Origin of the sequence: Bacillus sp. 196mf (assembly GCF_003217275.1) — a bacterium.
GTDB classification, from domain to species: Bacteria; Bacillota; Bacilli; order Bacillales; family Bacillaceae_G; genus Bacillus_A; species Bacillus_A thuringiensis_S.
The window spans coordinates 679,251-703,871 of sequence record NZ_QJTG01000001.1 but is presented as its reverse complement, the minus strand read 5'-3'; the positions used below and the strand labels follow the sequence as shown (position 1 = coordinate 703,871).

Here is a 24,621-nt window from a genome sequence, read left to right as displayed (position 1 = left end):
TATTTAGAATCTTTTTCCTTTTTAAAGTTAAAATAAAAAGACCGTTTGTTGTTATCTAAAATTAGTAACAACAAACAGTCTTACTTATGTAGCGATCTAGATTCGTATTTTACTTAATTAACTAATCCAAATGCATACGACATTAACTTATTTGTCTCTGTAAAACGTTTTGTTTTACTTGATGTCCCCATGACCACTGTAATAATTCGATTATCACCTTGCTTTGCAGTCCCCGTAAAACAGTATCCTGCGCTATCTGTAAATCCAGTCTTTAGTCCATCCATTCCTTCTATATATAAACTTTTATTATTTTTATTTAACATGTCGTTTGTGCTTATAACATTAATATTATTAAATGCTAGCTGACTTTGACGTAAGTGAGTCACTTCTAATATTTCCGGATAATCTTTTATAAGATGATACGCCAATTGTGCTACATCACCAGCCGTCATTTTTGTTTCACTTCCATCTGGCTCTTGTAATCCAGAAGCATTTGCAAATTTAGCATGTTCCGACATTTTTAACTGTTTCGCTTTTGCATCCATAAGCTGAACGAAATCTTTCTCCGATTTTGCCATATGTTCTGCTAAAGCCACAGCTGAATTATTAGCTGACTCAATCATTAATGCATGATATAAATCTTTAACAGTTAATGTGTCATTAACTTGTACTGGGATTCTCGCTCCCTCTGTTTGTGCCGCCTTCGCACTCATTTTAACTGGATCTTCCCAGCGAACTTTCCCGTTATGTATACTCTCTAGTAGGAGATACGCTGTCATCATCTTAGACATACTAGCCGGTGCAAAAGCTTCATTTTCATTATATTGATAAATAATATCTCCATCACTCGCATCGATAATCATAGCCGCTTTTGCGTTAATTTCTGGTGGGATGTACTTTGGCGGGACTACTTTTTCAGTAAATCCTGCTTTAGGTAGTTCTGCCACTTGCAAAGGTTGTCCTTCTACATTCGCTACGCTCTTTTGATTTCCTTGGAATAAGAACCAACATATCCCTAAAATAATGACTAATAGGACTGTCATCCTTCCCCATTTTAACCGATTCATTTCAAAACTCCTTTAGCAAACCTTTTATACACTCACATTTAACCTTAACAACAATTCCTTTATACAGTCAAGGTAAAAAGTATATTTATTCATATACAGTAATTATTATTTTAATTTGTTTATGTTACACTAATAATACTGAAATATAAGAATATTCAACAATAAAATCTTGTAAATAAACTATTTAATAGAAGGGATTCATACAAATGCTACTTCCAAAATCATTAAAATATGGAGACACAATTGGGATCTACTCTCCTTCTTCACCAGTAACCTACACTTCCCCAAATAGATTCGGACGAGCAAAATCTTACTTACAACAGAAAGGGTTTCATATATTAGAAGGTTCATTAACAGGTCGATATGATTTTTATCGTTCTGGTAGTATACAAGAGCGTGCTGATGAACTAAATGCCTTGATAAGAAACCCTAATATTTCTTGTATTATGTCAACAATTGGTGGGATGAATTCAAATTCAATATTACCTTATATTGATTATGATGCTTTTCTAAATAACCCTAAAATAATGATTGGATATTCAGATGCAACTGCTTTATTACTAGGAATTTATGCTAAAACAGGAATCCCTACATTTTATGGGCCAGCTCTCGTCCCTTCCTTTGGCGAATTTGAACCTTTTGTTAATTGTACATACAAATATTTTGCAGAAACTTTACTACATGATCAATCTCTTCCTTATCATATAAAACAACCATTATTTTGGTCAGATGAATTTATTAATTGGGAAGAAAAGACGAAGGAGAAAGAACTTCGACCAAACAATTGGATTTCAGTAATTGACGGAAAAGCTACTGGCCGTATTATTGGCGGGAATTTAAACACGATACAAGGAATTTGGGCTAGCCCCTATATGCCACATATTCAAGAAGGCGATATTCTCTTTATTGAGGACAGTTCAAAAGATGCAGCTACTATCGAAAGAAGCTTTTCATTCCTTAAAATTAACGGTGTATTCGATAAAATTTCAGGTATCATTCTTGGAAAACATGAGCAATTTGATGATTGTGGTACAAATCGAAAACCTTTTGAAATACTGTTAGAATTACTTCAAAATCAAAGAATTCCTTTTCTAGCTGACTTCGATTGTTGCCATACACATCCAATGATCACCATGCCTATTGGTGTTCAAGTAGAGATGGATGCAACAAATAAAACGATACATATTATAGAACCTTGGAAAAAATGAATGCATGGCTTCTATTGTTTTACAATAAAAGCCATGATACTATGTAATTTGGAATGTGAAAGATTAAACAAAATAGGTTCCAATATCTATTATTAGAAAAATTAGGTATAAATATATATTTATATGCAAAAGAGAGTGAATAAATGAAACCAACTATTAAAAATTATGTATTTTTACATGTAGCTTTTTGATATATTCTATCATTATGGTTTACATGAAATGGGCAGCTCAATTCCCAATTGCTTCCACCTAATTTTTGTTACTTATTTCGGACTAGTTGTACTTTTATTCGGATATGCAATGTTATGGCAACAAGTAATTAAACATTTCGAAATTTCAAAAGCATATTCACATCGCGGGATTATTATACTATGGTCAATGCTTTGGTCAGTATTTCTATTTGGAGATACGATTTAGTGGAATCATTTACTTGGTGCAGCTATTATTATCGTTGGTGTAATCGTTTATTGTATCCAATAATAAAAAGCTCCGTTTATCACAAACGGAGCTTTTTACTATTGACCTAAATTTTGCACCTTATCTTTCAAATCTCGAACTTGATCTACCGTCTGCATAAGCTCTGAGTTTTTAAATTGCTCTACATCCACTTTTCCTTCTTCTATCTTTGTCATCGCCGTATCAATTAACGTATTTAACTTTTCGTTATATCCGACGATTTGTTGATGAAGATCCTTTGCTACATCAGGTGGCGTTAATTCATTGAATGCGGGTATATCTTGTTTAATTTCACTAAGCTTCGTTTCTAATTCTTTTCGAGCCTCGCTATCATTAACGGCCTTTTCTGCTAATGCTGGTGCATCGTTTGCAAATGCACTTATTTCATTTACATAGTCTGTCGCCTTTTGAGCATAATCTATGGAGTTCTTTCCTTCTTCCACTATTGAACATCCCATTAAACCAATTGAAACTATAAATACTAATAAAATTGATTTTATTTTCATTTTAGACTCCCTTCGTCTTTATCATTGTCTGTAATTTTCTCTATACATAACTTCTAGCTAAATTGTTTATAACCTTTTTCAAATAGCTATTTATCCTCTTACATGCCCTATTATCGTTACAACATCTATTTCTATATGTACGCTTATAATATCTTCAATTATATCCATATATCCTTGTCCTATAGCTGTTCCATAGTGTAATGTAAGCCCCTTCTTTTCATACACTGACTTTGGCACTGAAAAAATAAATCTCCTCAAGTTTCTTTCATCAGCTGGTTCCATAATTAAAACAATCCCATCCTCATCAAACATATACGCTCGCCCTCCAACTTTACATTCACTATGGCTCAGTATTGCCTTGGTCAGCAAAATTTAAAACATAATAAGTTAAGATACACTCCGCTCTATCATAAAGTGAAACTTTAATTAGCCCTCACCAGTCGAATCTTTACCAGCAAATAGCGGGATAAAAATAAAAAGCATTCATTCTTTTTTGTTAAGAATGAATGCTTTTTAAAAAATCAATTTCTAACTCTAGCATCTTTTTTTGACGAGGTTTTACTTTCCTTACGGGAACTCCAGCGTAAATATACCAATCATCTAAACTCTCTTTTACCATACTCATCGCGCCGACTGCCGTTCCTTCTCCTACCGTTACATTTGGAAAAATAATAGAATTAGCACCAATAATCACATGTTTTTTTAAAATAACTTTTTCTGCTTTCACATTCCTATATTGATTCGGGACGGTTGGCCCCATTAATGTATTTCCACTGAAATCATCAAGTACTGCATATACGATTGTTTTAGCTGAGATGTTTGCAAAATCATGCATTTCAATCCCAACTTCCCCTCCATATAACGCTGTATACGCTGATATGTGCGAATAACTTCCAATTGTGATTTTACCACTTAAAATGCAAAAATCATCAATTCTTACATGATTGCCAACTGATATAGCACTCGGATTATATATACTTGCTTTTTTACTAACCAATACATTTTTCCCAACAGATAAAAATCCAATTTTCTTTAGTTCTTCTTGACTATAAAAACTATTCATCTACCGACACCACCTTCTGCTCTAAACAGATTACAATTTGCTCTACTAGTTCTTTCGTCATTCCTTCCCATAAAGGTAAACTTACGATTCGTTTTGCTATTTTATTCGTTTTTGTTAAATCTGTAGACTTATAGTTTTTAAAAAGAACTTGTTGGTGGCAAGATGGTGAAAAGTATAATCTAGCTTCTATTTTCTGTTTTTTCAGTTCTTCTATTACTTGTATGTTGCGAACTTCTTCTGGACAAATGATAGGCATAAATTGGTGAATAACTGCTTCTGTCTTTTGGACATTCCACCCTTTTTTCATTAGCCCAGTATTTTGTAACAACTGTTTATACCATTCAGAAATACGGGTGCGTTCTTTTAATTTTTGATCCCACTTTTTTATAGTCGCAATCCCAATAGCTGCTGCGTATTCAGACATTTTACAATTAAACCCCATCATCGTGCATTCACGATTTTTATCAAATCCGAAATTCCCCATTCTTTTAATACGTTGTATATCTTCTTCGTTTTTACTATATATGAGCCCTCCTTCACCAATTCCGAACGGCTTTGTTGCATGAAAGCTATATACGATCATTCCACTAAAATCTTGACCGTAATGCATCCCTCCATTCATTAATCCAAATCCCGGCGCCGCATCTACGACAACCGGAATCCCCTTCTTCTCTAATTCTTCATATTCTTCTAAGTTCATCCATGATCCAAAGGTGGCGTACGGGACAACAATCGCAACCTCTTCTTTTAATTCTTCTATCTTATCCAAAAGTACCGTTTTATCCATATACCAATCATCTATTGAAATATCAATAAAGTAAGGTTCCAATCCACACCAAATAGCGGCTAAGGCAGTCGCAGGGAATGTAAAGCTAGGCATGAGAGCATACTTTCCCTTTCTTCTTTTCTTTAGTTGAATAGCCGCCATTAACCCTAACGTTGCGTTTGCTACTGTTGTAACAGCTCCCCTGTTTTGAAAAAATGACGACATAATTGTTTCCTCAAAACGTTGATTTATAGGTCCATAATTCGTATATATGTGAGATGTATCAATTTCCTTCAATTCGTCCAAATACTCACTTACAGGTACAGTTGAAGCACGTAAAAAAGGAATATTCTCCATATCTATCTATTCCTTCCTATCATTTTCGGACAATATAGAGCATATCTGTTTCAGATAATCCAAATTTCCTAGCACTTTTCATTCCTTGTTTTTCCGCTATGTTATATAATTCTACCTTAAATCCTGCATTCATTAATCGTTGAATAAATCCCGATTGATTGTAAATTCTCACATGATCTTCTTGACCAAAAGCTAATTTCCTCAATTGTGGTGTTACAATTAATTCATTCTCTACAATAAAATCTACATTCATTACGATTGGTACTTGAATAATTCCCCATCCATTTGGCTTTAACACTCTATATAACTCTCGCATTGCTTTGTCATCATCAGGAACGTGTTCTAATACATGGCTACATAATATTACATCAAAAGTATTACTATCATATGTAATTCTTGTAACATCAATTTCCTTCATTAATGGATCCTTTGGTTCTAAGTCACCACATACATACGTAATATTTTTATACTCGTTAAACCAATCTCTTAACTTTGCTTCAGGTGCAATATGAAGCATTGTATAGTTTCTATTTAACAAGTCCGTTTCCGTTTCAATGTACGCACGGTACAATCTTTCACGATCCATCGAATTACAAACTGGACATATCCCTGTATCTTTATTCCACATTTCAAATTTATATTTCGGAAAATCATAATGTGCTGGCCAAGGTGAAAATTTTTCAAATTGTTGATTGCAATATTGACAATAACAACATTCTTTCTCGAACATATGAGCAACTAACTTGTTTAAGCCTTTTTTTATCTTTTCATTATAAATTTGATCTAGTTCGCCATTTCTTACTGCATCCTTAACTATAAATCCCGCATTTTCTAAACAATAAGATAAACTCTCTTTATACTCACTTTCGGAGCTTAAAAACCCACTATTATATGCATCTATAATTAATTCAATCCACTCTTCAATTGTCATTAAAATAAAATGCATTTGTTTTTGATTTTGTCCACTATGCTGTCTAAAATAACTAAGAGGTTCATGTATATAAACTACTTTTCCTTTCCTCATCATATCTAGCCAAGTTGCAATATCATTAATAGCAGAATAAGCCTTTCCTTTAAAATATCCAAACTTCCCGTCAAACAAATTCCGATTAAACAAAACAGTTGTCGGCTCACCAACTACATTTTTCAAGTTTTTTAACATATAATTCCCTAATTCTTTTCCTTCAAAAAGTGTAGTTTCTTTCGCGATTTTCATATTTAATGTTGAAGGTGGTAATATCTCTCCATTCTCATCAATCAGTTCACGATATGACGTCACAAATGAAATATTTTCTAACGCCAAAAAGTATTTCATCATTCTCTCGATCTTTTCATGATGAAATAAATCATCATCTAATAAAAAGTTTATATAGTCCCCATTCGCAAGTTCTACACACTTATTAAAGTTTTCGGCAACTAACGGCGTTTCATTTTTTACATATGTAATACACTCATATTCACGTAAGTACGGTTGAATCATAGCATTGACTTCATTATTTGTACTGTCGTCAGAAATAATAATTTCAATATTTTCATATGTTTGATTCAAAGCGCTGTTGAGTGCTAATTCCAAGTAATAAGGTCTATTGTATGCAGGAATAAGTATACTTACTTTCGGTAAAGAAGAATTATTATTTATATGTTGTTTTTTCTTTTCTATGTTTATTTTCTTCGCTCTAATTTTTTGGTAATAGTCTAATGTATATAATATTGATGATGGAACTATCCTTCTTGCATAATCTAGAAAATTAGTTATCGCTTTGTCTAACTCTTTTTCAGTGGATAAGAAACCATATTGTTCTCCTGCTATAATACTGTGTGAAAAATCTTCTAACCCATCCATCATTTTATTAGATTCATTTAACTGTTGATCTGGATGTAATCGAAAGTAACTAAGTGTCTCTGCTATATATACAGCTTTTCCTTTACTTAATAAAGATAACCATGAAGCTATATCTACGTTACATAAATACCGCCTCTTATCAAAAATCCCAAACGGTTCTTGTAAATCATTTTTACGAAATAAAACTGTTGTCGGTTCTCCAATATAATTTTTTTGATCCACAATTACCTTATTTCCTAATTCTGTTCCCGCTATAATGGTATCCTCTTCAAATAAACGGACAGTCGAATAAATATGTCGTAGCTCTTTCCCTTTATCATCAATGACTTGACGATGAGATGTTACAAGCTTAATTTCATTATCTAAATCATCGAAAAAATACTTCATCATTTTTTCAATTTTATTCACATGAAATACATCATCATCCATTAAAAAATTTATATATTCACCGTTCGCTTCATTAAATAACATTAGCGCATTTTCAAATTGTCCGAGAGTTGATCTATTTTTTATATAAATAATATTTGAATGATCACATAAGTATTTTTGTAACACTTTTTCTGTTTCATCATTCGTGCTGTCATCTCCAACTATAATTTCTATATTAGGGTACGTTTGTTCTAACACACTACATAGCGCCTTTTCAAAGTAACGAGGACGATTATACGTAGGAATTAATACACTTACCAACGGAAGTTGCTCTACCACCTCTTCAGTTCTTTCAATACGAGTTCTCATTTTAACTCTCTCACCTCTTCGCATATTATTTATATACGCGACACAAAAATCACATTACTTTAACTGTATGGAGCCTATATACTTTTATGCAAACATGAAACAAATTATCATACTTTTCGTTCCTGAATAAACATATTTAATAATGCGGACATTTTATTTGCACCTTTTTTATTCATATGATCACTATCATAAAAATCATCGTCACAAAATAATGGCGAATCAAATAGATCTATAATTTGAAAAGAATATTGAGTTTGAAAATCATTTATAACTTTATAAAAATCTTCTTTTAATTTTTTACTACTACAATTGAAATAATGTGAAGTAACAGGGAACACAACAATTAGTGGCTTTATATCATTTTTTAACAGTAAATCTAAATATTTTTTAAAAATCATTTTATTTTCAACTAAAGTATGAGGGTACGACAATTTAGCATGTGAAGCTGCTCTTATTTTCCCGTGTTCTTCAAAAGGAATGTGAAGAGGAGTGGTATTCCACTCAGCATTTATCCAAGGCAGTATCAATGATTCATCTTTTAGTTCATCTAATAAAATATATTCAAAATGCAAATTAAAAATAGAAAGAAGTGGTTTCGGAGTATTTAGATGTGAGAATCCATCAGTGGGTAGAGGAGAGTGAACTACAGTATGATGACCATCTTGAAACAATGGATAATATACTTTGTGAATTCTATATGATTCGGAGGATAACGACATATCAAAGTAAAACGAGAAATAGGCTATTCCTATTAAACAATATTGAAATGAATGATTGTTTGATAAAAGTTGTGACGCTATTAAATAATCATAGTATAGATCTTGCGATGGAAGTGTTAATTTTATTGACTTTTTTGAGAGAAGCTCCGTACTTATGCCACAATGTGGATAAGACAAACCGGTAGCAAACAATTCATACGTCGGATCACTCTTTGCTTTTTTCATAGAAATGTATAAAGACATAAGATCCGGATTTATTTGATAGATAGAAATTAATTTATCCTTCCATTCATACATGTATTTTGTTAAATTAATAATTTTTGAACTTTGCACGCCCCTATTTATCAAATCATTTGTAAGTTTTTCTGCGTCCCCTCTCCAAATGACTATATATTGAAAAGAACTTTCTAGACGAACAACATCTGAAACGTCCACAACATGAACTATTGTTTTACATTTATTTTTGTCTAACGTATTTCGAATCCTATCCCCTGATAATTCATCACTTAAAACAATGATTTTATATTGCTCCTTCATGTACATCCCCTCCATTATATGTATAATATGAAATTCATTTTTAATTCGTAACAATCATATACACCTGCAATCTAACAAAAAAAATAGCTCCACCATTAGGCGTAGCTATTTTTACAATTATTGCTTATTCAAATTATATTCCTTTATCTAACTCATAAAGTTTACGATACTTTTCATTTTCTTTCAGAAGTTGTTTATGACTACCTTGCATGACAATTTGGCCACGATCAAGGAATATAACTTCGTCTACATGTTCTATTCCTACAAGATGGTGCGTAATCCAAATAACCGTCTTTTCTTCCGTTGCAGAAAACATTGTTTCAATTAAAGACAATTCTGTTTTTGGATCTAAACCGATAGTCGGTTCATCAAGTACAATAATTGGTGTTTCTTGCATAAGAGTTCTAGCAAAAGCAACCCTTTGTCTTTCCCCACCAGAAAACCGCTTTCCCATTTCATGCATTTTTGTTTGTAATCCGTCTGGAAGAGAAGTAACATGTGAAGCTAATTGTGCTTTCTCTAAAGCTTTCCATATCTCTTCATCCGTCGCCTCTGGTTTGCCAATTCGTACATTATTTCCAATTGTCGTATCAAACAAATGGGGCTTTTGATTTAATACAGAAATATATTTAGATAAAAGATTCGTATGAGCTCGTTCACCATTTAGTACAACTTGGCCATTTACTGGGCTTAACGCCCCTGTTAACAATTTTAGTAAAGTAGATTTCCCTGTGCCACTTCTCCCTAAAACAGCAATTTTCTTCCCTGCTTTTATTTGTAATGATACATCTTTTAATACAATCTCATTACTATCTGGATAACTATACGATACGTGATTCAGTTCAATATCTACATGTTTTGGTTCAATATAATCTTTCTCTCCATGCAAATCCGTTTCATCATGTAAAACACTATCACTTTCTACGCCATTAAGACGATGGGTAGATTCTACATACGACGGTATTCGATCGATGGCATCTGCAATAGGAATAAGCGCGTTCGTTACAGATAAAGTCATTAATACGAAAGCTGCGATAACTGTAGGAGCAATTTGTTCACTTGCCGCTTCATTACCAGTCCATATGATCATCGAAATAACTACAATACCTACTACTAATTGAATGATACTGTCCCGAATATGATACCAGCGTTTCACTCTCTTTTCGATTTTTAACAACTGATCATTTTGTTTTACATACTCATTAATAAATTCATCTTTACGACCACTTGCTTGCCAATCAGATAATCCAAAAACAGCATCTGTCAGTTGTTGATACAAACGGTTTCTTCCTTGCTTTAAAGTAACATGATGTTTCTTCATCAAAAGTAATGATACAAACGGAAGAAGAAAAACGATAATAGCTAACATACAACCTACAATAAGTGCAAAAACAAAATCAAATGCACCGATAACAAGTACGAAGATACTATAAACAACTAGCGCTAATATGCTAGGAAATATTGTACGTAAATATAGGTTTTGCAAATGCTCTATATCTTCGGATAACACTCCTAACATATCACCCGTTTGAAATCGAGAACGGAAAAATAACGCCTGTGGTTCTACTATTCTATATAGCCTCGTTCTCATTTTTTCTAATATACGTAGTACGACATCATGTCCAACTAAGCGCTCTATATAATGAAATACAGCTTGCCCTATACTAAACGCTCTTGTTGCAACAATAGGAACATATACAGCCATTACATTTTCTGGTCTAAGGGCAGATTTTGAGATCAAATAACCTGAAATAAAAAGTAACATCGCTCCTGAACTAACTCCAAGAAGACCAAGGAAAATAGTTAAAGTCATTCTACCTTTATTTTGTTTTATATAAGGTTTAACCCAGTTACTCATTTCTCTCCCCTCTCTTCCCTATGAAAATGTAATGTCTCATTCTCTAAAAGTTCTTCATACGTCCCACTTTCTTTCATTTCCCCTTTATTTAAAATAAGAATATGGTCCATTTGTTTCATCCAATGTAGACGGTGGGTTGCTAAAAATACTAACTTTCCATTAAATAGACGTAACATCGCTTGCTTTATTTCAAATTCGGTTTCAATATCAAGATGTGCCGTAGGCTCATCTAATAAAATGATTGGTTTTTTACTTAAAAGCGCACGCGCCATAGCAACACGCTGTTCTTGTCCGCCACTTAGCATACGTCCACCTTCCCCAATTCTTTCGTGCATCCCATTTGGAAGTGATGTAACGAGTGAACGAAGGCCGACTTCATTAATAACTCTTTCAACTTCTTCATCTGTTGCATTTGTTTCATAAAAACGAATGTTATCCTTTAATGAAAGCGGAAAAATATAAGGTTGCTGCGGAATATAAGCGATATTTTTTTGCCAATCTTCACGAGTAGATCCATCAACTTCTAGACCATTTACTAACATCTTTCCACTCGAAGGAGATAAAAAACCTGCTAATACGTCGATTAACGTCGATTTGCCTGCACCACTTTTACCAATAACACCAATAGCACCGTTACCTTCCCAAGTAAAATTAATCCTTTCTAATATAGCCTTTTCAGATTCAGTATTATTAACTTTGATATCTTGTAATTTCAAGCTACTAGAGGCATTCCATACTATGTCTTCGTTTAAATCTTTCTTTTGTATTCCTTTTTGTTGTTGCAAAATCTCTTCTATTTGCTCCATCGCAATTTGTCCATCTAATGTCGCATGATAATTTGCTCCCACTTGTTTAATCGGCAGAAAATATTCCGGAGCTAAAATCAAAATTGTAAGGGCTGGTAATAGTATAATCGTTCCATCTATTAAACGTATCCCTAATCCAACTGCCACAAACGCGATTGATAAACTCGTAAAGAAATCTAATGCAAAAGAAGAAAGAAAAGCAACTCGCAAAGTACGCATCGTTGCTTTTCTATACCTTTTACTTACTTTTTCAATCTTTCCTTCGTGCTGTTCACTTTTCCCTAAATACTTTAATGTTTCTAAACCTTTTAACGTATCTACAAAATGGTTCGAAAGTACACGATATATCTCGTACTGACTATCTGCCATTTTTTGCGCTGCTAATCCGAGAAGAATCATAAATATGATCACGATAGGAATCGTTACAACTAAAATGATTCCAGACTCAATATCTAGCGTAAAAACGTATAGTGCAATTAGACCTGGAACGATGCTACTTCTAATCATTTTAGGAATCGTTAATTCAATATATGTTTTAAATTTCTCAATCCCTTCAATTGATAAGGTAACCAGATGACCAGTTCCAACAGTTTGAACATACCTTGGACCTAATGTGAAATATGCCTCTATTAGTTGTTTTCTTAGTAACGACCCTGTTTTTTCAGCAAAACGTTCCACTAATATTTGTGATGTTCGAACTACTATGTGACGCGCTGCAAACGCGATACCAAAATAAACAATTTCACTTAATATTGTTTGTACTGTCTCTCCATGAAATAAAAACGTAATAGCTCGTGCTAAAAAGATTGTTTGCGCAATAATACTAAAAGCTTCTAAAATACTAATAATCGTTAACGCTACATATAAAATACGGCTACCGGGATAAGACGGAAGTCCTCTTTTTCTTTTCATTAGTACTCCAAATCGTTGTCTGACTTAACAGGTTGTCTAAATACATAATAACTCCATATTTGACTTCCGATAACGAAAGGCAAAATAGCAATCGCAAAGTAAGTCATAAGTTTTAATGCATAAGCTCCTGATGCTGCGTTGTAAATTGTCAAATCATTCATTGCTCCTAAAGAGCTAATCATAACACGTGGGAACATACCGATAAATACACTCGCACTTAGTAAAATGATTGTTAAACTCGTCATAAAGAAAGCCCAACCATCTCTTCTTCTTTTATTTAATAAAGTGGACACTAATAGTGCTACAAAAGCTCCGATTGGCACCATAATCCATTCTGTTCCATGAGCAGTGAAAATGTCGGTTTTCCATAACCCCACACCAGCAAAAACAAGAAGTGTAATTAATGAAAATGGTGCAATTTTTATTGCAGCAATTCGTGCACGTTCTCTCAATTTACCAGTTGTACGTATCGTAAGAAACTGTAATCCGTGAACAATACATAGCAGGAGAAACATTACTCCTCCAAGTAACGCAAATGGATGAAGTAATTGCAAGAATCCACCTACAACATTTTTACTCTCATCAATAGGTACACCTACCATAAAGTTTGCAATCGCAACTCCCCAAAGGATAGGAGGTAACATACTTCCAATAAACATCCCCCAATCCCATGCACTCTTCCATTTATGATTATCTATTTTCGCGCGAAATTTAAAAGAAACACCTCTTAAAATTAAAGCAAGAAGCATAAATACAAATGGAATATAAAAACCACTAAATAAAGTTGCATACCAGTGCGGAAATGCTGCAAACATCGCTCCGCCAGCACAAACAAGCCATACTTCATTCGCGTGCCAGAACGGTCCTATTGTATTTAAGTAAACTCGTTTTTCAAAATCATTCTTTCCTAAAAACCTCGAAACCATTCCTACCCCAAAGTCGAAACCTTCCAGTACAAAGAATCCAACAAATAAGATTGCAATAACTAAAAACCATAACTCATTAAGAGATAACATACTCTTCCTCCTTATCAAATGGATCATGGCTTTGATAATCCTTTTTCGTTTTCTTATTCTTGTGGCCCTTAATGGTACGAACAAATAAGTACACACAAATTCCACCCATAATTAAATACATTGATGTGAATGAAATAAGTGAGAATAATACTTCACCGAATGTTACATTTGGTGATACAGCATCTTCTGTTTTCATTACACCAAATACAACCCAAGGTTGACGACCCATTTCAGTCATAATCCACCCTACTGTATTACCGATGAATGGAAGAGAAATTGCATACACCATTAATTTTAAATACCACGTTTTTTCCGCTAAACGATCTTTTCTTGATAAGAACCATCCGTAAGCTCCTAGAAGAAGCATGAATGTTCCACTCATTACCATCGCTCTAAAACTCCAAAACATTGTATGCACTGGAGGAATATAATCTCCAGGTCCATATTTTTCCTCATATTGTTTTTGAATTTGATTCATCCCTTCAACTTGACCGCTAAACTTATCATACGATAATAGACTTAGCATATAAGGGATTTGAATTTCAAACGAATTTTCTTTCTTCTCTGTATCAATTTTCGAAAATACTGTAAATGGTGCTGGATCCTCACTTGTATTCCATAGCGCTTCGGCTGCCGCCATCTTCATTGGATGTGTCTTAATTAATTGTTGCGCTTGTGCATGACCGAAGAATAATACAAGCGCCGTTGTAATTGTTCCAACAATGATAGAAATTCGGAAAGATTTTTTAAATACTACAGTTTCTTGTCCTTTTGTAATTTTCCATGCACTTACACCAGCAATAAAGAATGCACCTGTTGCAATTGCCGCTGTAATTGTATGCGGGAATTGTACCCATAGTTGTGGATTTTGAATAATGGCTAAGAAATCATTCATTTGCGCACGACCATCAGCTGCCATTTCATACCCGACAGGTGACTGCATAAATGCACTTGCAGTTAAAATCCAGAATGCTGATAACATCGTTCCAATTGAAAGGAGCCAAATACACATTAAGTGAATTCGCTTCGGTAATTTATCCTCACCGAATACCCATAAACCCAGGAATGTAGACTCAATGAAAAATGCCAGTAATCCTTCAATCGCAAGTGATGGACCAAATACATCACCTACAAAACGTGAATACGTTGACCAGTTCATACCAAACTGGAATTCTTGTAAAATACCTGTTACTACACCTACTGCAAAGTTAATAAGGAATAATTGCGTCCAAAACTTTGCCATCTTCTTATATACTTCTTGCCCTTTTACCACATACAACGTTTGCATGATCGCAATAATAAAAGCTAAACCAATGGACAGCGGAACAAAAAAGTAATGGAAAATCGTTGTTGATGCGAACTGTATTCGTGCCAATTCGAGCGTTTCCATACTAAAATCACTTCCTTCATAGTTTTTATAATAAAAGTTAATTGAGCAATCTTATCAAACTCAATTATTAAGAAATACGAAAAGACAAAAACATTTTGTATGTATTGTCGAAAAATATGAAGTTTCAGTTTTTCAAACTATTGTAATGCTATTTTTTACCTTTTCACTATTTCTGTAGTGTTTTATTCGTTAATCGAATTGTATAATATACCTGCATAGTAAATTCAGGTTATTTTTGACGTATTATTGACATCATTTTGTCTGAAATATGTCTTTTGTCATTTTTTTGAATCAGATTTTTCTCATTAGAAAAATGTGTTTTTTCAATATACTTCTTACTTTTATATCTATAAAACAATCGTTTTTCTCTTCATACACTTGACTTTCACCCGAAAAAATGTCCTCGAAACTACCCTCGATAAATGCTTGTTTTTTGTCAAGAGAAAAATGTATTTTCAAAATTCAAACTCGAAATAATGTTATTCAAAAATAGAAAATAACTTCCCTCTTCCTCGACTAAAAGTTCATTTTTTTGTCATTTTTCCAGAATAAATAAAAAAACTGAAAGTCGATTAGACTCTCAGTTTTTTATTTATTTTGCTGTATGTTTTCTAACGGCTGGTAAAATTTCAGTAGCAATTAATTCAATATTTTTCTCAATTTTATCAAATGGTACACCGCCAAAATCAATTTGTGCCATAAAGCGTTGTTGGCCAAATAATTCATATTGGTAAAGCATTTTCTCAATGATTTGTTGTGGGCTACCAACCATTAAAGCATCACGGTAATCTATTGCATTTGTAAATTGCTGTTTCGGATACCCACCACCGCGCAGTGTAAGCATACCAGCATTAATGTGAGGGTAATATTCACTAAGTGCATCTTGTGAATTTTTTGCCGTATAAAATAAACTCGTTGTCGCAACTGGTAAACTAGCTGGATCAAATCCACTTTGCTGAGCAGCCTCGCGGTAAGCATCTACTGACACTTTAAAGTTAATTGCTGGACCACCAAGTGTTGTTATCATCATTGGCACACCTGCACGTCCTGCTTTAATTGCACTAGCTGGCGGTCCACCAACCGCACGCCAAATTGGTAGGTTATTATTTTTAGCTCTAGGGATAACTGAAGCATGCTCAAGTGGTGCTCTGAACTGCCCATTCCATGTTACATGTTCCTCTTTATTAATTTTTAATAAAAGATCCATCTTCTCTTCAAATAACTCTTCATAATCATTCACATCATAACCAAGTAAACTATATCCTCCAATACGAGATCCACGACCAGCTACGATTTCAGCACGACCATTAGAAATCAAGTCAATGGTAGCGAAATCCTCATATACACGAACTGGGTCAGATGTACTTAATATCGTTGCGGAACTTGCAATTTTTATATTTTTCGTAGCTTGCGCGACTGCACCTAAAATAACTGTATGAGCTTGCGTTGTAAAATGCGTTTGATGACTTTCGCCTACAGCAAACACATCAAGCCCTGCCTCATCTGCTAACTTAGCTGTTTCAATTAGTTCGTGAATTCTTTTTTCTGGCGTAATTTTCTCCCCATTATGTGGATTTAAAACATGATCGCCAATTGAATATAACCCAAACTCAATTCCTTTTCTTGTATCTATACGGTATTTTTCCATAGTTACTCTCCCCTTTAATAATGTAGTATTAGTTTTTCTTCTAAAAACGTTGGTAAGTCAAGTATATCTCCGTATTACCTACCTCATCACTTGATTAGTCAATTGATAAGGTAAAAAAAATTACTCTTGCGGTAATTCTTTTTTTTCGCTATGCTTATGAACTTTCGTCATCAGCTCGTATAATATTTTCTGCTCTTCTTCATTTAATACATCATCAAAAAACGAAGATTGAAATGCAAGTTGCTCTGGCAATGCTCTCTCTAAAGCAGCTTCTCCTTGCTCTGTAAGACTAATTGTTTTCGTTTTCCAATCTTGTTTTCGTACAATATATCCTTCTTTTTCAAGACGAGTTAACATTCGAGAAATGCCACCTTGTGTAACAGTTACCTTTTCAGCTAACTCCATTTGTGTGAGTGGTTGATACGTACGTATTTGCAAAAGCACATCAAATTGAGCTGTCGTTAAATCAAAACGTTTTAAAAACTCATTTGACATTTGATTACTTTGGTTCGTAAATCGTATTAAACGTAACCATATTAATGATCCTATCGTATTATCACGCATGTTTCATCACTTCCTAGCGTTCATCTTACTATCACTTTACTACGCAAGTGATAAAAAAGCAAGATAAAATGTAATAAATATAGCGATAGAGTATTGCATAAATAATGATAAGTAAGAATTCATATAAACATGAATTCTTACTTATCATTATTCTTAACTTTTCATTTCATTCATTACTATATTTAAAGCTGCCATAGCTTTTGGCCAACCAACGTAAAAAGCCATATGTGTTATTAATGCAACCAATTCATTCTCCATAACCCCATTTTGTTTAGCTAGCTTCAGATGAAATTGTAATTGTTCTGTATTACCGAGACTGATTAGTGCTGACACAGTACACAAACTTCTTTCTCTTAATGTTAAAGTGGCATCCCGCCACACTTCCTCAAATAATATCTTTTCACTATAATGAGCAAATGCAGGTGACATTTCTCTCATTTTCTTTTTAATATGTACTTCAATAAGTTCATTTTTCATTTTTTTCTCCCTTTATTTTCACCATTTGTGCTATCCCTTGACCAAATGACCAGTTTTCAGCAGCTGTCTCATTTAGTGTAATAAAAATATCCGAAGTTTTAACGTCGGAATGTTCCGTAATTTTTAGGGAAACCGATTGATACAAATCTTTTTTCTGTTGCACCGTTCTTCCCGGTCCACATGTAATAGAAACATAAATCATATTCTCTGTTCTCTGTTCTCCTCTTTCCAACAAATAATATGGATTATATAAAAATTTGTTTTGTTGGTAAGGTAAGAACATTTGAAAATAATCATTTTCAGGGATGTTAAAATGTTCAATTAATGAAAGATGGATACATTCACCCATTTTTTCCAACTCTTCTTCATTTAATATGTTTTCAGAATAATAAATCTTCACAAAAGGCATAGACTTTCATTCCTTTTCTTATTTTTAATATACAACAAAATTTCATCGTGAAATGTGTAAAATCTCATATACTGTAACACCCTTATTCACTACAATATCAGGCTTCTCTTCATAAAACTCAAACCTACTATATCCCCATTTATCCGGATTATAAACGATTACATTCCCTAAAAACTTTTCGTTGTTTTGTACATCTTCATTCATAGTGCTTAATTGAGTCCCAATCAGTGTTTTACTTTGAGAAATACTTCCTGCATATTCAACAACATATCTACTTTTCTTAAATCCATCACTTAGATTAACCACTAATGGAACACCTATATGTATTTGTTGCCATCCAAAAGATTGTAAAATGTTATCGTAATACCCTTCAAAGATAAATTTATTCATCCCTTCATGACCATTCCAAATATATAAAGGTGCATAGCAGTTATAAAAATTCCCGTCTTTCTCCGTTTCCGTAATTAAATAAGCTTTAAAATTTAGTTCTTGGAAACCATCAGTTTTATAGCCATTATCCTTTACCCTTTTCTTAATAATTTCCATGTCATAATCCTTTGGAAGAATGACCTTATATTGCATTCCAATCATGTTTATCACTCGCTTTCAATCTTATATACATTATGATAACTCGATAAGTAGCTAACGTAAAATAGGTATAAATTATGTTTGGTATCATTTATAATGATAGTGCATAAGGGGCTGAGATATATGGAAATAAATGATCTTATTATATTCAAAACTGTAGCCAGTGAGGGTTCTATTAGTAAAGCTGCTAAAGAGTTAGGTTATGTTCAACCGAACGTAACTGAAAGAATCAAAAAATTAGAACAAGAATTAGAAACACCCTTACTACATAGAGATAACAAAGGCGTTTCCTTATTACCTTCTGGTGACATTTTATTAGATTACACGAATCAAATATTAACTCTATTAGAAGAAGCGAAAGATAAAATTAAAACAAGTGGGTCTTCTTATATAATCGCGACGTCACAATCGATTTTGACTAATTATTTAAGTAAGCGTATTAAAGAAAATTTCATAAATTATCAAATATATGTAGAAAATAGTAGTCATTTGCCAAAATTACTGCAGCAACAAAAAGTTGATATGGTCATCACTTATGAGGATGATTCTGGTACAAGTTTTAAAAAAGTATTTACTACTTCAATTTCTATAGGCTTACTAAAAGATCAAGAAAAATGTATCATTGACTATTCAAAGGAACTCTTCTTCGTTAGTAATGACAAAAAGTGCCCTTTTAGAAATAAGACGATACAATTTCTAAAAGAAAATAATTTATCTCAGCGTCAACTTCAACAATTAGATTCTTATTCGCTTATGGAAGAGTTTATTCAGGACGGAAAAGGGATAGCCTTTTTGCCGATTAAAAATGATAAATTGGTACCAATTGAAGATTTTCCAGTTGAGAAATTAGCTGTTCATTTCTTTACAAATCAAAACTCTTTCAAACAAATCCCTGATGAACTATTTGGTTAATAAAAAATCCCTCCTTTATGAATCTAAAAGAGGGATTTTCATATTCTATACAATTGATTTTTCACACATTTTGCTCCACTTCTGCACTTTTCTCCTTCTTATTCCGTTTCATATTCTTCAGTCCCTTAACCGTGCCAACTAATCCTTTCGGGAAAACTAGCAATACGATAATGTACAATAAACCAAGAATAATCGTCCATCGTTCAAAGATCGGATACTCTGTAGCTAGTTCTGATAAATAATATTTTAGAGATTCAATAATTCCAGCTCCTGCAATTGCTCCAATTAACGTTCCAACCCCACCAATCATCGTCATCAATAATGCATTTAATGTCATTTCAATTGAAAATACAGTCGTATTAACAAAACGCAATGTGATAACAAATAAACCACCGCTAATCGCAGCTACTACTCCTGCAACAATGCTAGCAATAATTTTATAATGAAGCACTTTATATCCTAGTGCTTCAACACGTTGCTCATTTTGGGAAATTGCCTTTAATACTTTTCCAATAGAAGATTTGGTGAAAAGACGTAACAGAACAAAAATGATAAGTAAACATATAAGTGTTACATAATAAAACGTAAAACGATCACGGAATACGTCTGGTACACCAAATGTAAAACCATCTCCTCCGTGAGTAAGCCCACGCCATTTTTCAGCAAGTACAAAAAATAACTGTGAAATAGCAAGTGTTAACATTGCATAAAAATGACTTTTCAATCGTAAAGAAAGCAAACCAATTATATAACTAACGATTGCTGAAACGATAATTGCAGCTACTATTCCAATTAAAAAGTTCGTTATTGATACGCCTTGTCGATCAAATAAAAGCGCTACCCCATATGCTCCTATCCCAAAGAACATACAATGACCGAACGATACAATTCCTGTATACCCAAGCAATACATCAAAACTCATTGCAAAAATAGCAAAGATGAAGATTTGAGTGAACAAAATTAACAGGCTCCGTGAATCATTTACGAACGGAAATACACTTAAACAAATGAGCATACATACTCCGAAGTATACTTTAATTCGGTCCGATGTGTTGTTCACCATTTCACCCCTTTTCACCAACAAGTCCAGTTGGCTTCACTATTAAGAAAAATAGTAACATTAACATATTAATTGCAAGTGATAAATCTGGTATAAAATACGCTGTAAAAGCACCAGCTAATCCGACAATTAAAGAAGCAATAGCTGAACCTTGAACACTTCCTAATCCACCGATAATTACTACTATAAAAGCTAAAATTGCATACTGCATGCCCATCTCGGCGAAAATAACGCCCGAATACGGCGCTAATAAGAATCCTCCCAAAGCTGCCATCCCTGCCCCTAATAAAAAGACGAAAGAAAATATCGCTTTTACATTAATACCAAGCGCTTGAACCATTTCTTTATCCATTACACCTGCACGGATCATAAGACCTATCTTCGTCTTTTGGAGTAATAGTAGTAGTGCAATGTAAATAATTATCCCAATCAAAATAACAAATAGACGATATTTAATTAATATAATACCTCCGAATGTAAAACTTCCTTGTAACCATAACGGTAATTTTGCACTAATAGGGTTTGGCCCCCAAAATATTTTAATACACTCACTAAGAACGAGCATTCCTCCAAGCGTAACGAGCAGCTGTCGAACATGATTTCCATATACCGGCCTAATAAGAAACCTTTCTAAAATAAATCCTAGGAACATTCCCATGGCTACTGCTCCAACTAAAGCTAATATATAACTTCCTGTCATATTAAATAACCAAACACCTGTAAATGCTCCCCATGCAAATAAACCACCGTGTGCAAAGTTTAAAACGCTCATTAAACCAAAAATAAGTGAAAGACCTGATGCTAACAAAAAAATGAGCATCCCTGTTGAAATCCCATTTACAAATAAATTGATTAACACATCCATCCTTTTCACCTCGGATTCATGTTAAGAGATTCCTAAATATTTATGACACATTTCCTTATCCTTTTTTAATTCATTCATAAAACCGTTATGAACAATTCGTCCGTTATCCATAATGTAAAAATAATCGCCAATTTGACTAGCCATCATAAAATTTTGCTCAACAAGTAAAACTGTTGTTTTCTCTTTCATCTTCAAAATAGCTACCATTAATTTCTCCACCATTATCGGGGATAGCCCTTTGCTCGGTTCATCAATAAGTAATAATCCATCACTATTAATAAACGCTCTTGAAATAGCCAACATTTGCTTTTGCCCTCCGCTCAAGAGCCCACTTTTCTTATTCCAAAACTGCTTTAAATCCGGAAATAGTTCCAGCATCCACTCTATTTTCCCTTCTACTTCCTCACCTTTTCCCCTAGCAAGAGCGAAAGTTTCTTCTACTGTCAAATCATGAAAAATACCTTGATTTTCTGGTACATACCCTATTCCTTTCCTTGAAATTAAATGTGTAGGTAATCCACTCACTTTTGCACTATCATAATAAATTTCACCATCTGCAATGCGGTGAAACCCCATCACTGAACGTAATGTCGTTGTTTTCCCTGCCCCATTTCTACCAAACAGTACAGTAATCGTCCCTTTCTCAACAGCAAGAGATACTCCTTGCAAAATATGAAACTGATCTAAATACGTTTCTATATTATTCACTTGTAATAGTGCCACTATATAATCCCCCTAAATAAGCACTTTGTACACGCTCATCTTTCATAATTTCTTCTGGCAATCCTTCAGCCAATAACTCTCCATGAAATAAAACGATAAGATGATCTGACAAACCTAGTATCATATCCATTTTGTGTTCGATAAGTACAATTGTGCTCTCTGGATGTTTCTTAATATTTTCAATCACTTGTAATATAGCAGGGACTTCCTCAACCGAAATACCTGCCGTCGGCTCATCAAGTAATAACACATCCGTTTTTAAAGCTAATAACATCGCAAGTTCTAGCTTCCTTTTCTCTCCATGTGCCAAATCTTTCGCTAATACGTTCTCTTTTTCATGAAGTAATACTGTTTTTAAGAAACGTCTCGCCTCTCCAACTTGTTGCTTTAATTTTGCTGAACTCGGGAAAAAACTATAGTAATCTTGTACGAATGATTGAACACTTAAACGGACATTTTCAAGTACCGTTAATTCTGGGAATATGTTTGTAAGCTGAAAAGAGCGACCGATTCCTAAGCGTGTTCGATCTGAAATCGATAGTTTTGTAATATCTTGCCCTTTAAAATACACTTGACCTGTTGTGGGTGAAATCTGTCCACTTAGTAAATTAAATAACGTTGTCTTACCCGCACCATTTGGCCCAATAATAGAAATGAGTTTTCCTTTTTGGACAGTTAAATTTACATCTTTAATAACTTGATGTTCACCAAAAGATACGCTAAGATTTTTCGTCTCTAGCAAATGTGTCACGAAATCCCTCCCTTTAAAGCCGTGAGTATGAAAGAAATATGTATAAAGAGGGTCCCCCCTCTTTATACAAAAACAACAGAAAATTCAGTCTATTTATTTTGAACTGGTGGTTCTGTTTCTTTCATCGTTAATTCTCGCTCTAACACTGGCACCGGATAATCAATACCGTCTTGCTTTTTCAATGTGATAGAATACAGTGTCTGCATCGCTTGGTGGTCCTTCTCTCTAAACTTCATCTTTCCTTTCGGTGTATCAAATTCCATTCCTTCCATTTTCTTAATCAAGGTATCTACATCTGTATCACCTTTTGTTTTCTTTAAGGCTTCTACAATAGAAATTGCTGCTGACATTCCTCCTGCTGTAAACAAATCTGGCACTGCACCATTAAAACGTTTTTTATGCTCTTCAACTAGCCAATCATTCACTTTATTTTTTGGAAGTGTGTGATAATATACAGAAAAACCTTGCATACCTACTAATGCATCCATTGTTTTTAATGCTGGTATATCTGGCGCACCTGTAGAAATTTTAATACCTTGCGCTTCCACATTCATATCTTTCAACTGTTTCCAAGGTGAATTTGCCCCTGCCCAAACGATAAATAAATAATCTGGTTTTGAACTAATGATATTTTGAATATTCGCTGTAAAATCTGTTGAATTTGTATCCGCGTATTGCTCATTCACAATGTTCGCACCTAATTTTTTCGCACCCGCTTTAAATGCAGCAATCCCTTCACGACCAAAAGCGTTATCTGGGGCAAATGTCGCAATCTTTACATCTTTTTTCGCAATTGCTGCTGCTCCTGCAATCGCATCTTGTGAGGAACTTCTTCCAGTTCTAAAAATATATTTATTCCAGTTCTTCCCGGTAATACTATCCGCAACTGCCGGTTCTACAACCATAATCTTTTCATATTCTTCAGCCAGTGGTAAAACCGCTAACGTATCACTTGAACTAGACGATCCAACTAAAAAATCAACTTTCTCTTCTTCTAATAACTTCGTAGCTTTTTTAACTGCTACATCCGCTTTCGTTTCTGTATCTTCTACAACAAACTTAATCTTTTTCCCATCTACTTTCCCAGTTCCACCAGTTGCATAATCTAACCCTAATTCAAATCCGTTCACTGTTTGTTTTCCATACGATTCTAGCGGTCCTGTTAAAGAAGCAAGGACTCCTACCTTAATCGTTTTTTCATCCTCTGTACTTGTTTTCTTTCCTGAACAAGCTGCCGTTATTAATAACGAACCTAAAACACAACCAGTAAACATTGTCTTTAGCCACTTACGTTTTTTCATCGACATTGTGATCCTCCCCATACTTTACTTTCTGATAGAATCAAACACGCCAAAATCCCCTGTCCGTAATCATGACTAACT

Annotated in this window: 23 protein-coding genes and 1 pseudogene; 3 read left to right on the top strand and 21 right to left on the bottom strand. The window is 33.8% G+C overall.

All coding sequences use genetic code 11. The annotated features are described in order from the left end of the window. Positions 1-113: 113 nt before the first annotated feature. Positions 114-1,067 carry a D-alanyl-D-alanine carboxypeptidase family protein gene (locus ATL10_RS03870; protein WP_001080881.1) on the bottom strand — a complete coding sequence of 318 codons (954 nt, stop codon included), beginning with the start codon at positions 1,065-1,067 and terminating at the stop codon, positions 114-116. 206 nt (positions 1,068-1,273) lie between these two features. Between ATL10_RS03870 and ATL10_RS03865 the strand changes: the two genes are divergently transcribed. Beyond that, positions 1,274-2,275 (top strand): S66 family peptidase, encoded by a 1,002-nt coding sequence (locus ATL10_RS03865; protein ID WP_110496451.1) that lies wholly within the window; start codon positions 1,274-1,276, stop codon positions 2,273-2,275. A 143-nt stretch (positions 2,276-2,418) separates the two neighbouring features. Further along, positions 2,419-2,689: pseudogene (locus ATL10_RS03860) on the top strand (hypothetical protein); the annotation flags it as partial. A 101-nt stretch (positions 2,690-2,790) separates the two neighbouring features. Here ATL10_RS03860 and ATL10_RS03855 read toward each other — a convergent pair. The 15 genes from ATL10_RS03855 to ATL10_RS03785 all read right to left on the bottom strand — a co-directional run bounded on the left by ATL10_RS03855 (position 2,791) and on the right by ATL10_RS03785 (position 18,931). Then, a complete protein-coding gene (locus ATL10_RS03855; protein ID WP_000695203.1) occupies positions 2,791-3,237 on the bottom strand; it encodes a DUF6376 family protein in 447 nt (148 codons plus the stop codon). Between the two features lie 90 nt (positions 3,238-3,327). Then, complete coding sequence (locus ATL10_RS03850) at positions 3,328-3,549, bottom strand: hypothetical protein (RefSeq protein WP_000459099.1); 222 nt, start codon at positions 3,547-3,549, stop codon at positions 3,328-3,330. A gap of 184 nt (positions 3,550-3,733) precedes the next feature. After that, positions 3,734-4,300, bottom strand: coding sequence for an acyltransferase (locus ATL10_RS03845; RefSeq protein WP_001084185.1), 567 nt, complete (start codon positions 4,298-4,300; stop codon positions 3,734-3,736). Then, positions 4,293-5,423 (bottom strand): DegT/DnrJ/EryC1/StrS aminotransferase family protein, encoded by a 1,131-nt coding sequence (locus tag ATL10_RS03840; protein WP_078993415.1) that lies wholly within the window; start codon positions 5,421-5,423, stop codon positions 4,293-4,295. The genes ATL10_RS03845 and ATL10_RS03840 overlap by 8 nt, the downstream gene beginning before the upstream one ends. 19 nt (positions 5,424-5,442) lie before the next feature. Beyond that, complete coding sequence (locus tag ATL10_RS03835; protein ID WP_090976226.1) at positions 5,443-8,004, bottom strand: glycosyltransferase; 2,562 nt, start codon at positions 8,002-8,004, stop codon at positions 5,443-5,445. A gap of 107 nt (positions 8,005-8,111) precedes the next feature. Continuing rightward, complete coding sequence (locus tag ATL10_RS03830) at positions 8,112-9,260, bottom strand: hypothetical protein (protein ID WP_141534255.1); 1,149 nt, start codon at positions 9,258-9,260, stop codon at positions 8,112-8,114. Between the two features lie 133 nt (positions 9,261-9,393). After that, positions 9,394-11,118: a thiol reductant ABC exporter subunit CydC gene (gene cydC / locus ATL10_RS03825; protein ID WP_065228660.1), complete on the bottom strand. Its 1,725-nt coding sequence runs from the start codon at positions 11,116-11,118 to the stop codon at positions 9,394-9,396. Continuing rightward, positions 11,115-12,836, bottom strand: a complete 1,722-nt coding sequence (gene cydD, locus ATL10_RS03820; RefSeq protein WP_110496449.1) for a thiol reductant ABC exporter subunit CydD — start codon at positions 12,834-12,836, stop codon at positions 11,115-11,117. The genes cydC and cydD overlap by 4 nt, the downstream gene beginning before the upstream one ends. Next, positions 12,836-13,852, bottom strand: coding sequence for a cytochrome d ubiquinol oxidase subunit II (cydB, locus tag ATL10_RS03815; protein ID WP_000950083.1), 1,017 nt, complete (start codon positions 13,850-13,852; stop codon positions 12,836-12,838). Before cydB ends, cydD begins: the two co-directional genes overlap by 1 nt. After that, entirely contained in the window at positions 13,839-15,242 is a 1,404-nt protein-coding gene (gene cydA / locus ATL10_RS03810) for a cytochrome ubiquinol oxidase subunit I (RefSeq protein WP_000448869.1), read from the bottom strand. The genes cydB and cydA overlap by 14 nt, the downstream gene beginning before the upstream one ends. A gap of 592 nt (positions 15,243-15,834) precedes the next feature. Then, positions 15,835-16,890 carry an LLM class flavin-dependent oxidoreductase gene (locus tag ATL10_RS03805; RefSeq protein ID WP_079519245.1) on the bottom strand — a complete coding sequence of 352 codons (1,056 nt, stop codon included), beginning with the start codon at positions 16,888-16,890 and terminating at the stop codon, positions 15,835-15,837. A 120-nt stretch (positions 16,891-17,010) separates the two neighbouring features. Further along, positions 17,011-17,454: a MarR family winged helix-turn-helix transcriptional regulator gene (locus ATL10_RS03800; protein ID WP_001205523.1), complete on the bottom strand. Its 444-nt coding sequence runs from the start codon at positions 17,452-17,454 to the stop codon at positions 17,011-17,013. Between the two features lie 153 nt (positions 17,455-17,607). Next, the gene (locus tag ATL10_RS03795; protein ID WP_000787201.1) at positions 17,608-17,931 is read right to left on the bottom strand and encodes a carboxymuconolactone decarboxylase family protein; all 324 of its coding nucleotides are present in this window, start codon (positions 17,929-17,931) and stop codon (positions 17,608-17,610) included. Next, positions 17,921-18,340, bottom strand: a complete 420-nt coding sequence (locus ATL10_RS03790; RefSeq protein ID WP_110496447.1) for a tautomerase family protein — start codon at positions 18,338-18,340, stop codon at positions 17,921-17,923. The genes ATL10_RS03795 and ATL10_RS03790 overlap by 11 nt, the downstream gene beginning before the upstream one ends. A gap of 42 nt (positions 18,341-18,382) precedes the next feature. Continuing rightward, the gene (locus tag ATL10_RS03785; RefSeq protein WP_110496446.1) at positions 18,383-18,931 is read right to left on the bottom strand and encodes a DUF4865 family protein; all 549 of its coding nucleotides are present in this window, start codon (positions 18,929-18,931) and stop codon (positions 18,383-18,385) included. A 120-nt stretch (positions 18,932-19,051) separates the two neighbouring features. Here ATL10_RS03785 and ATL10_RS03780 point away from each other — a divergent pair, with 120 nt between their 5' ends. Then, positions 19,052-19,840, top strand: a complete 789-nt coding sequence (locus ATL10_RS03780; protein WP_110496444.1) for a LysR family transcriptional regulator — start codon at positions 19,052-19,054, stop codon at positions 19,838-19,840. A 61-nt stretch (positions 19,841-19,901) separates the two neighbouring features. On the opposite strand, the gene ATL10_RS03775 is transcribed toward ATL10_RS03780, so the two are convergent. From ATL10_RS03775 to ATL10_RS03755, 5 genes are all read right to left on the bottom strand, one after another. Next, the gene (locus tag ATL10_RS03775; RefSeq protein WP_002040965.1) at positions 19,902-20,855 is read right to left on the bottom strand and encodes a branched-chain amino acid ABC transporter permease; all 954 of its coding nucleotides are present in this window, start codon (positions 20,853-20,855) and stop codon (positions 19,902-19,904) included. A 49-nt stretch (positions 20,856-20,904) separates the two neighbouring features. Next, positions 20,905-21,765 carry a branched-chain amino acid ABC transporter permease gene (locus tag ATL10_RS03770; protein ID WP_090976216.1) on the bottom strand — a complete coding sequence of 287 codons (861 nt, stop codon included), beginning with the start codon at positions 21,763-21,765 and terminating at the stop codon, positions 20,905-20,907. 21 nt (positions 21,766-21,786) lie between these two features. Beyond that, positions 21,787-22,488: an ABC transporter ATP-binding protein gene (locus ATL10_RS03765; protein WP_001196696.1), complete on the bottom strand. Its 702-nt coding sequence runs from the start codon at positions 22,486-22,488 to the stop codon at positions 21,787-21,789. Next, positions 22,466-23,239 carry an ABC transporter ATP-binding protein gene (locus tag ATL10_RS03760; protein ID WP_098841848.1) on the bottom strand — a complete coding sequence of 258 codons (774 nt, stop codon included), beginning with the start codon at positions 23,237-23,239 and terminating at the stop codon, positions 22,466-22,468. Before ATL10_RS03760 ends, ATL10_RS03765 begins: the two co-directional genes overlap by 23 nt. A gap of 89 nt (positions 23,240-23,328) precedes the next feature. After that, a complete protein-coding gene (locus ATL10_RS03755; protein ID WP_000061995.1) occupies positions 23,329-24,546 on the bottom strand; it encodes a substrate-binding domain-containing protein in 1,218 nt (405 codons plus the stop codon). Between the last annotated feature and the right edge of the window lie 75 nt (positions 24,547-24,621).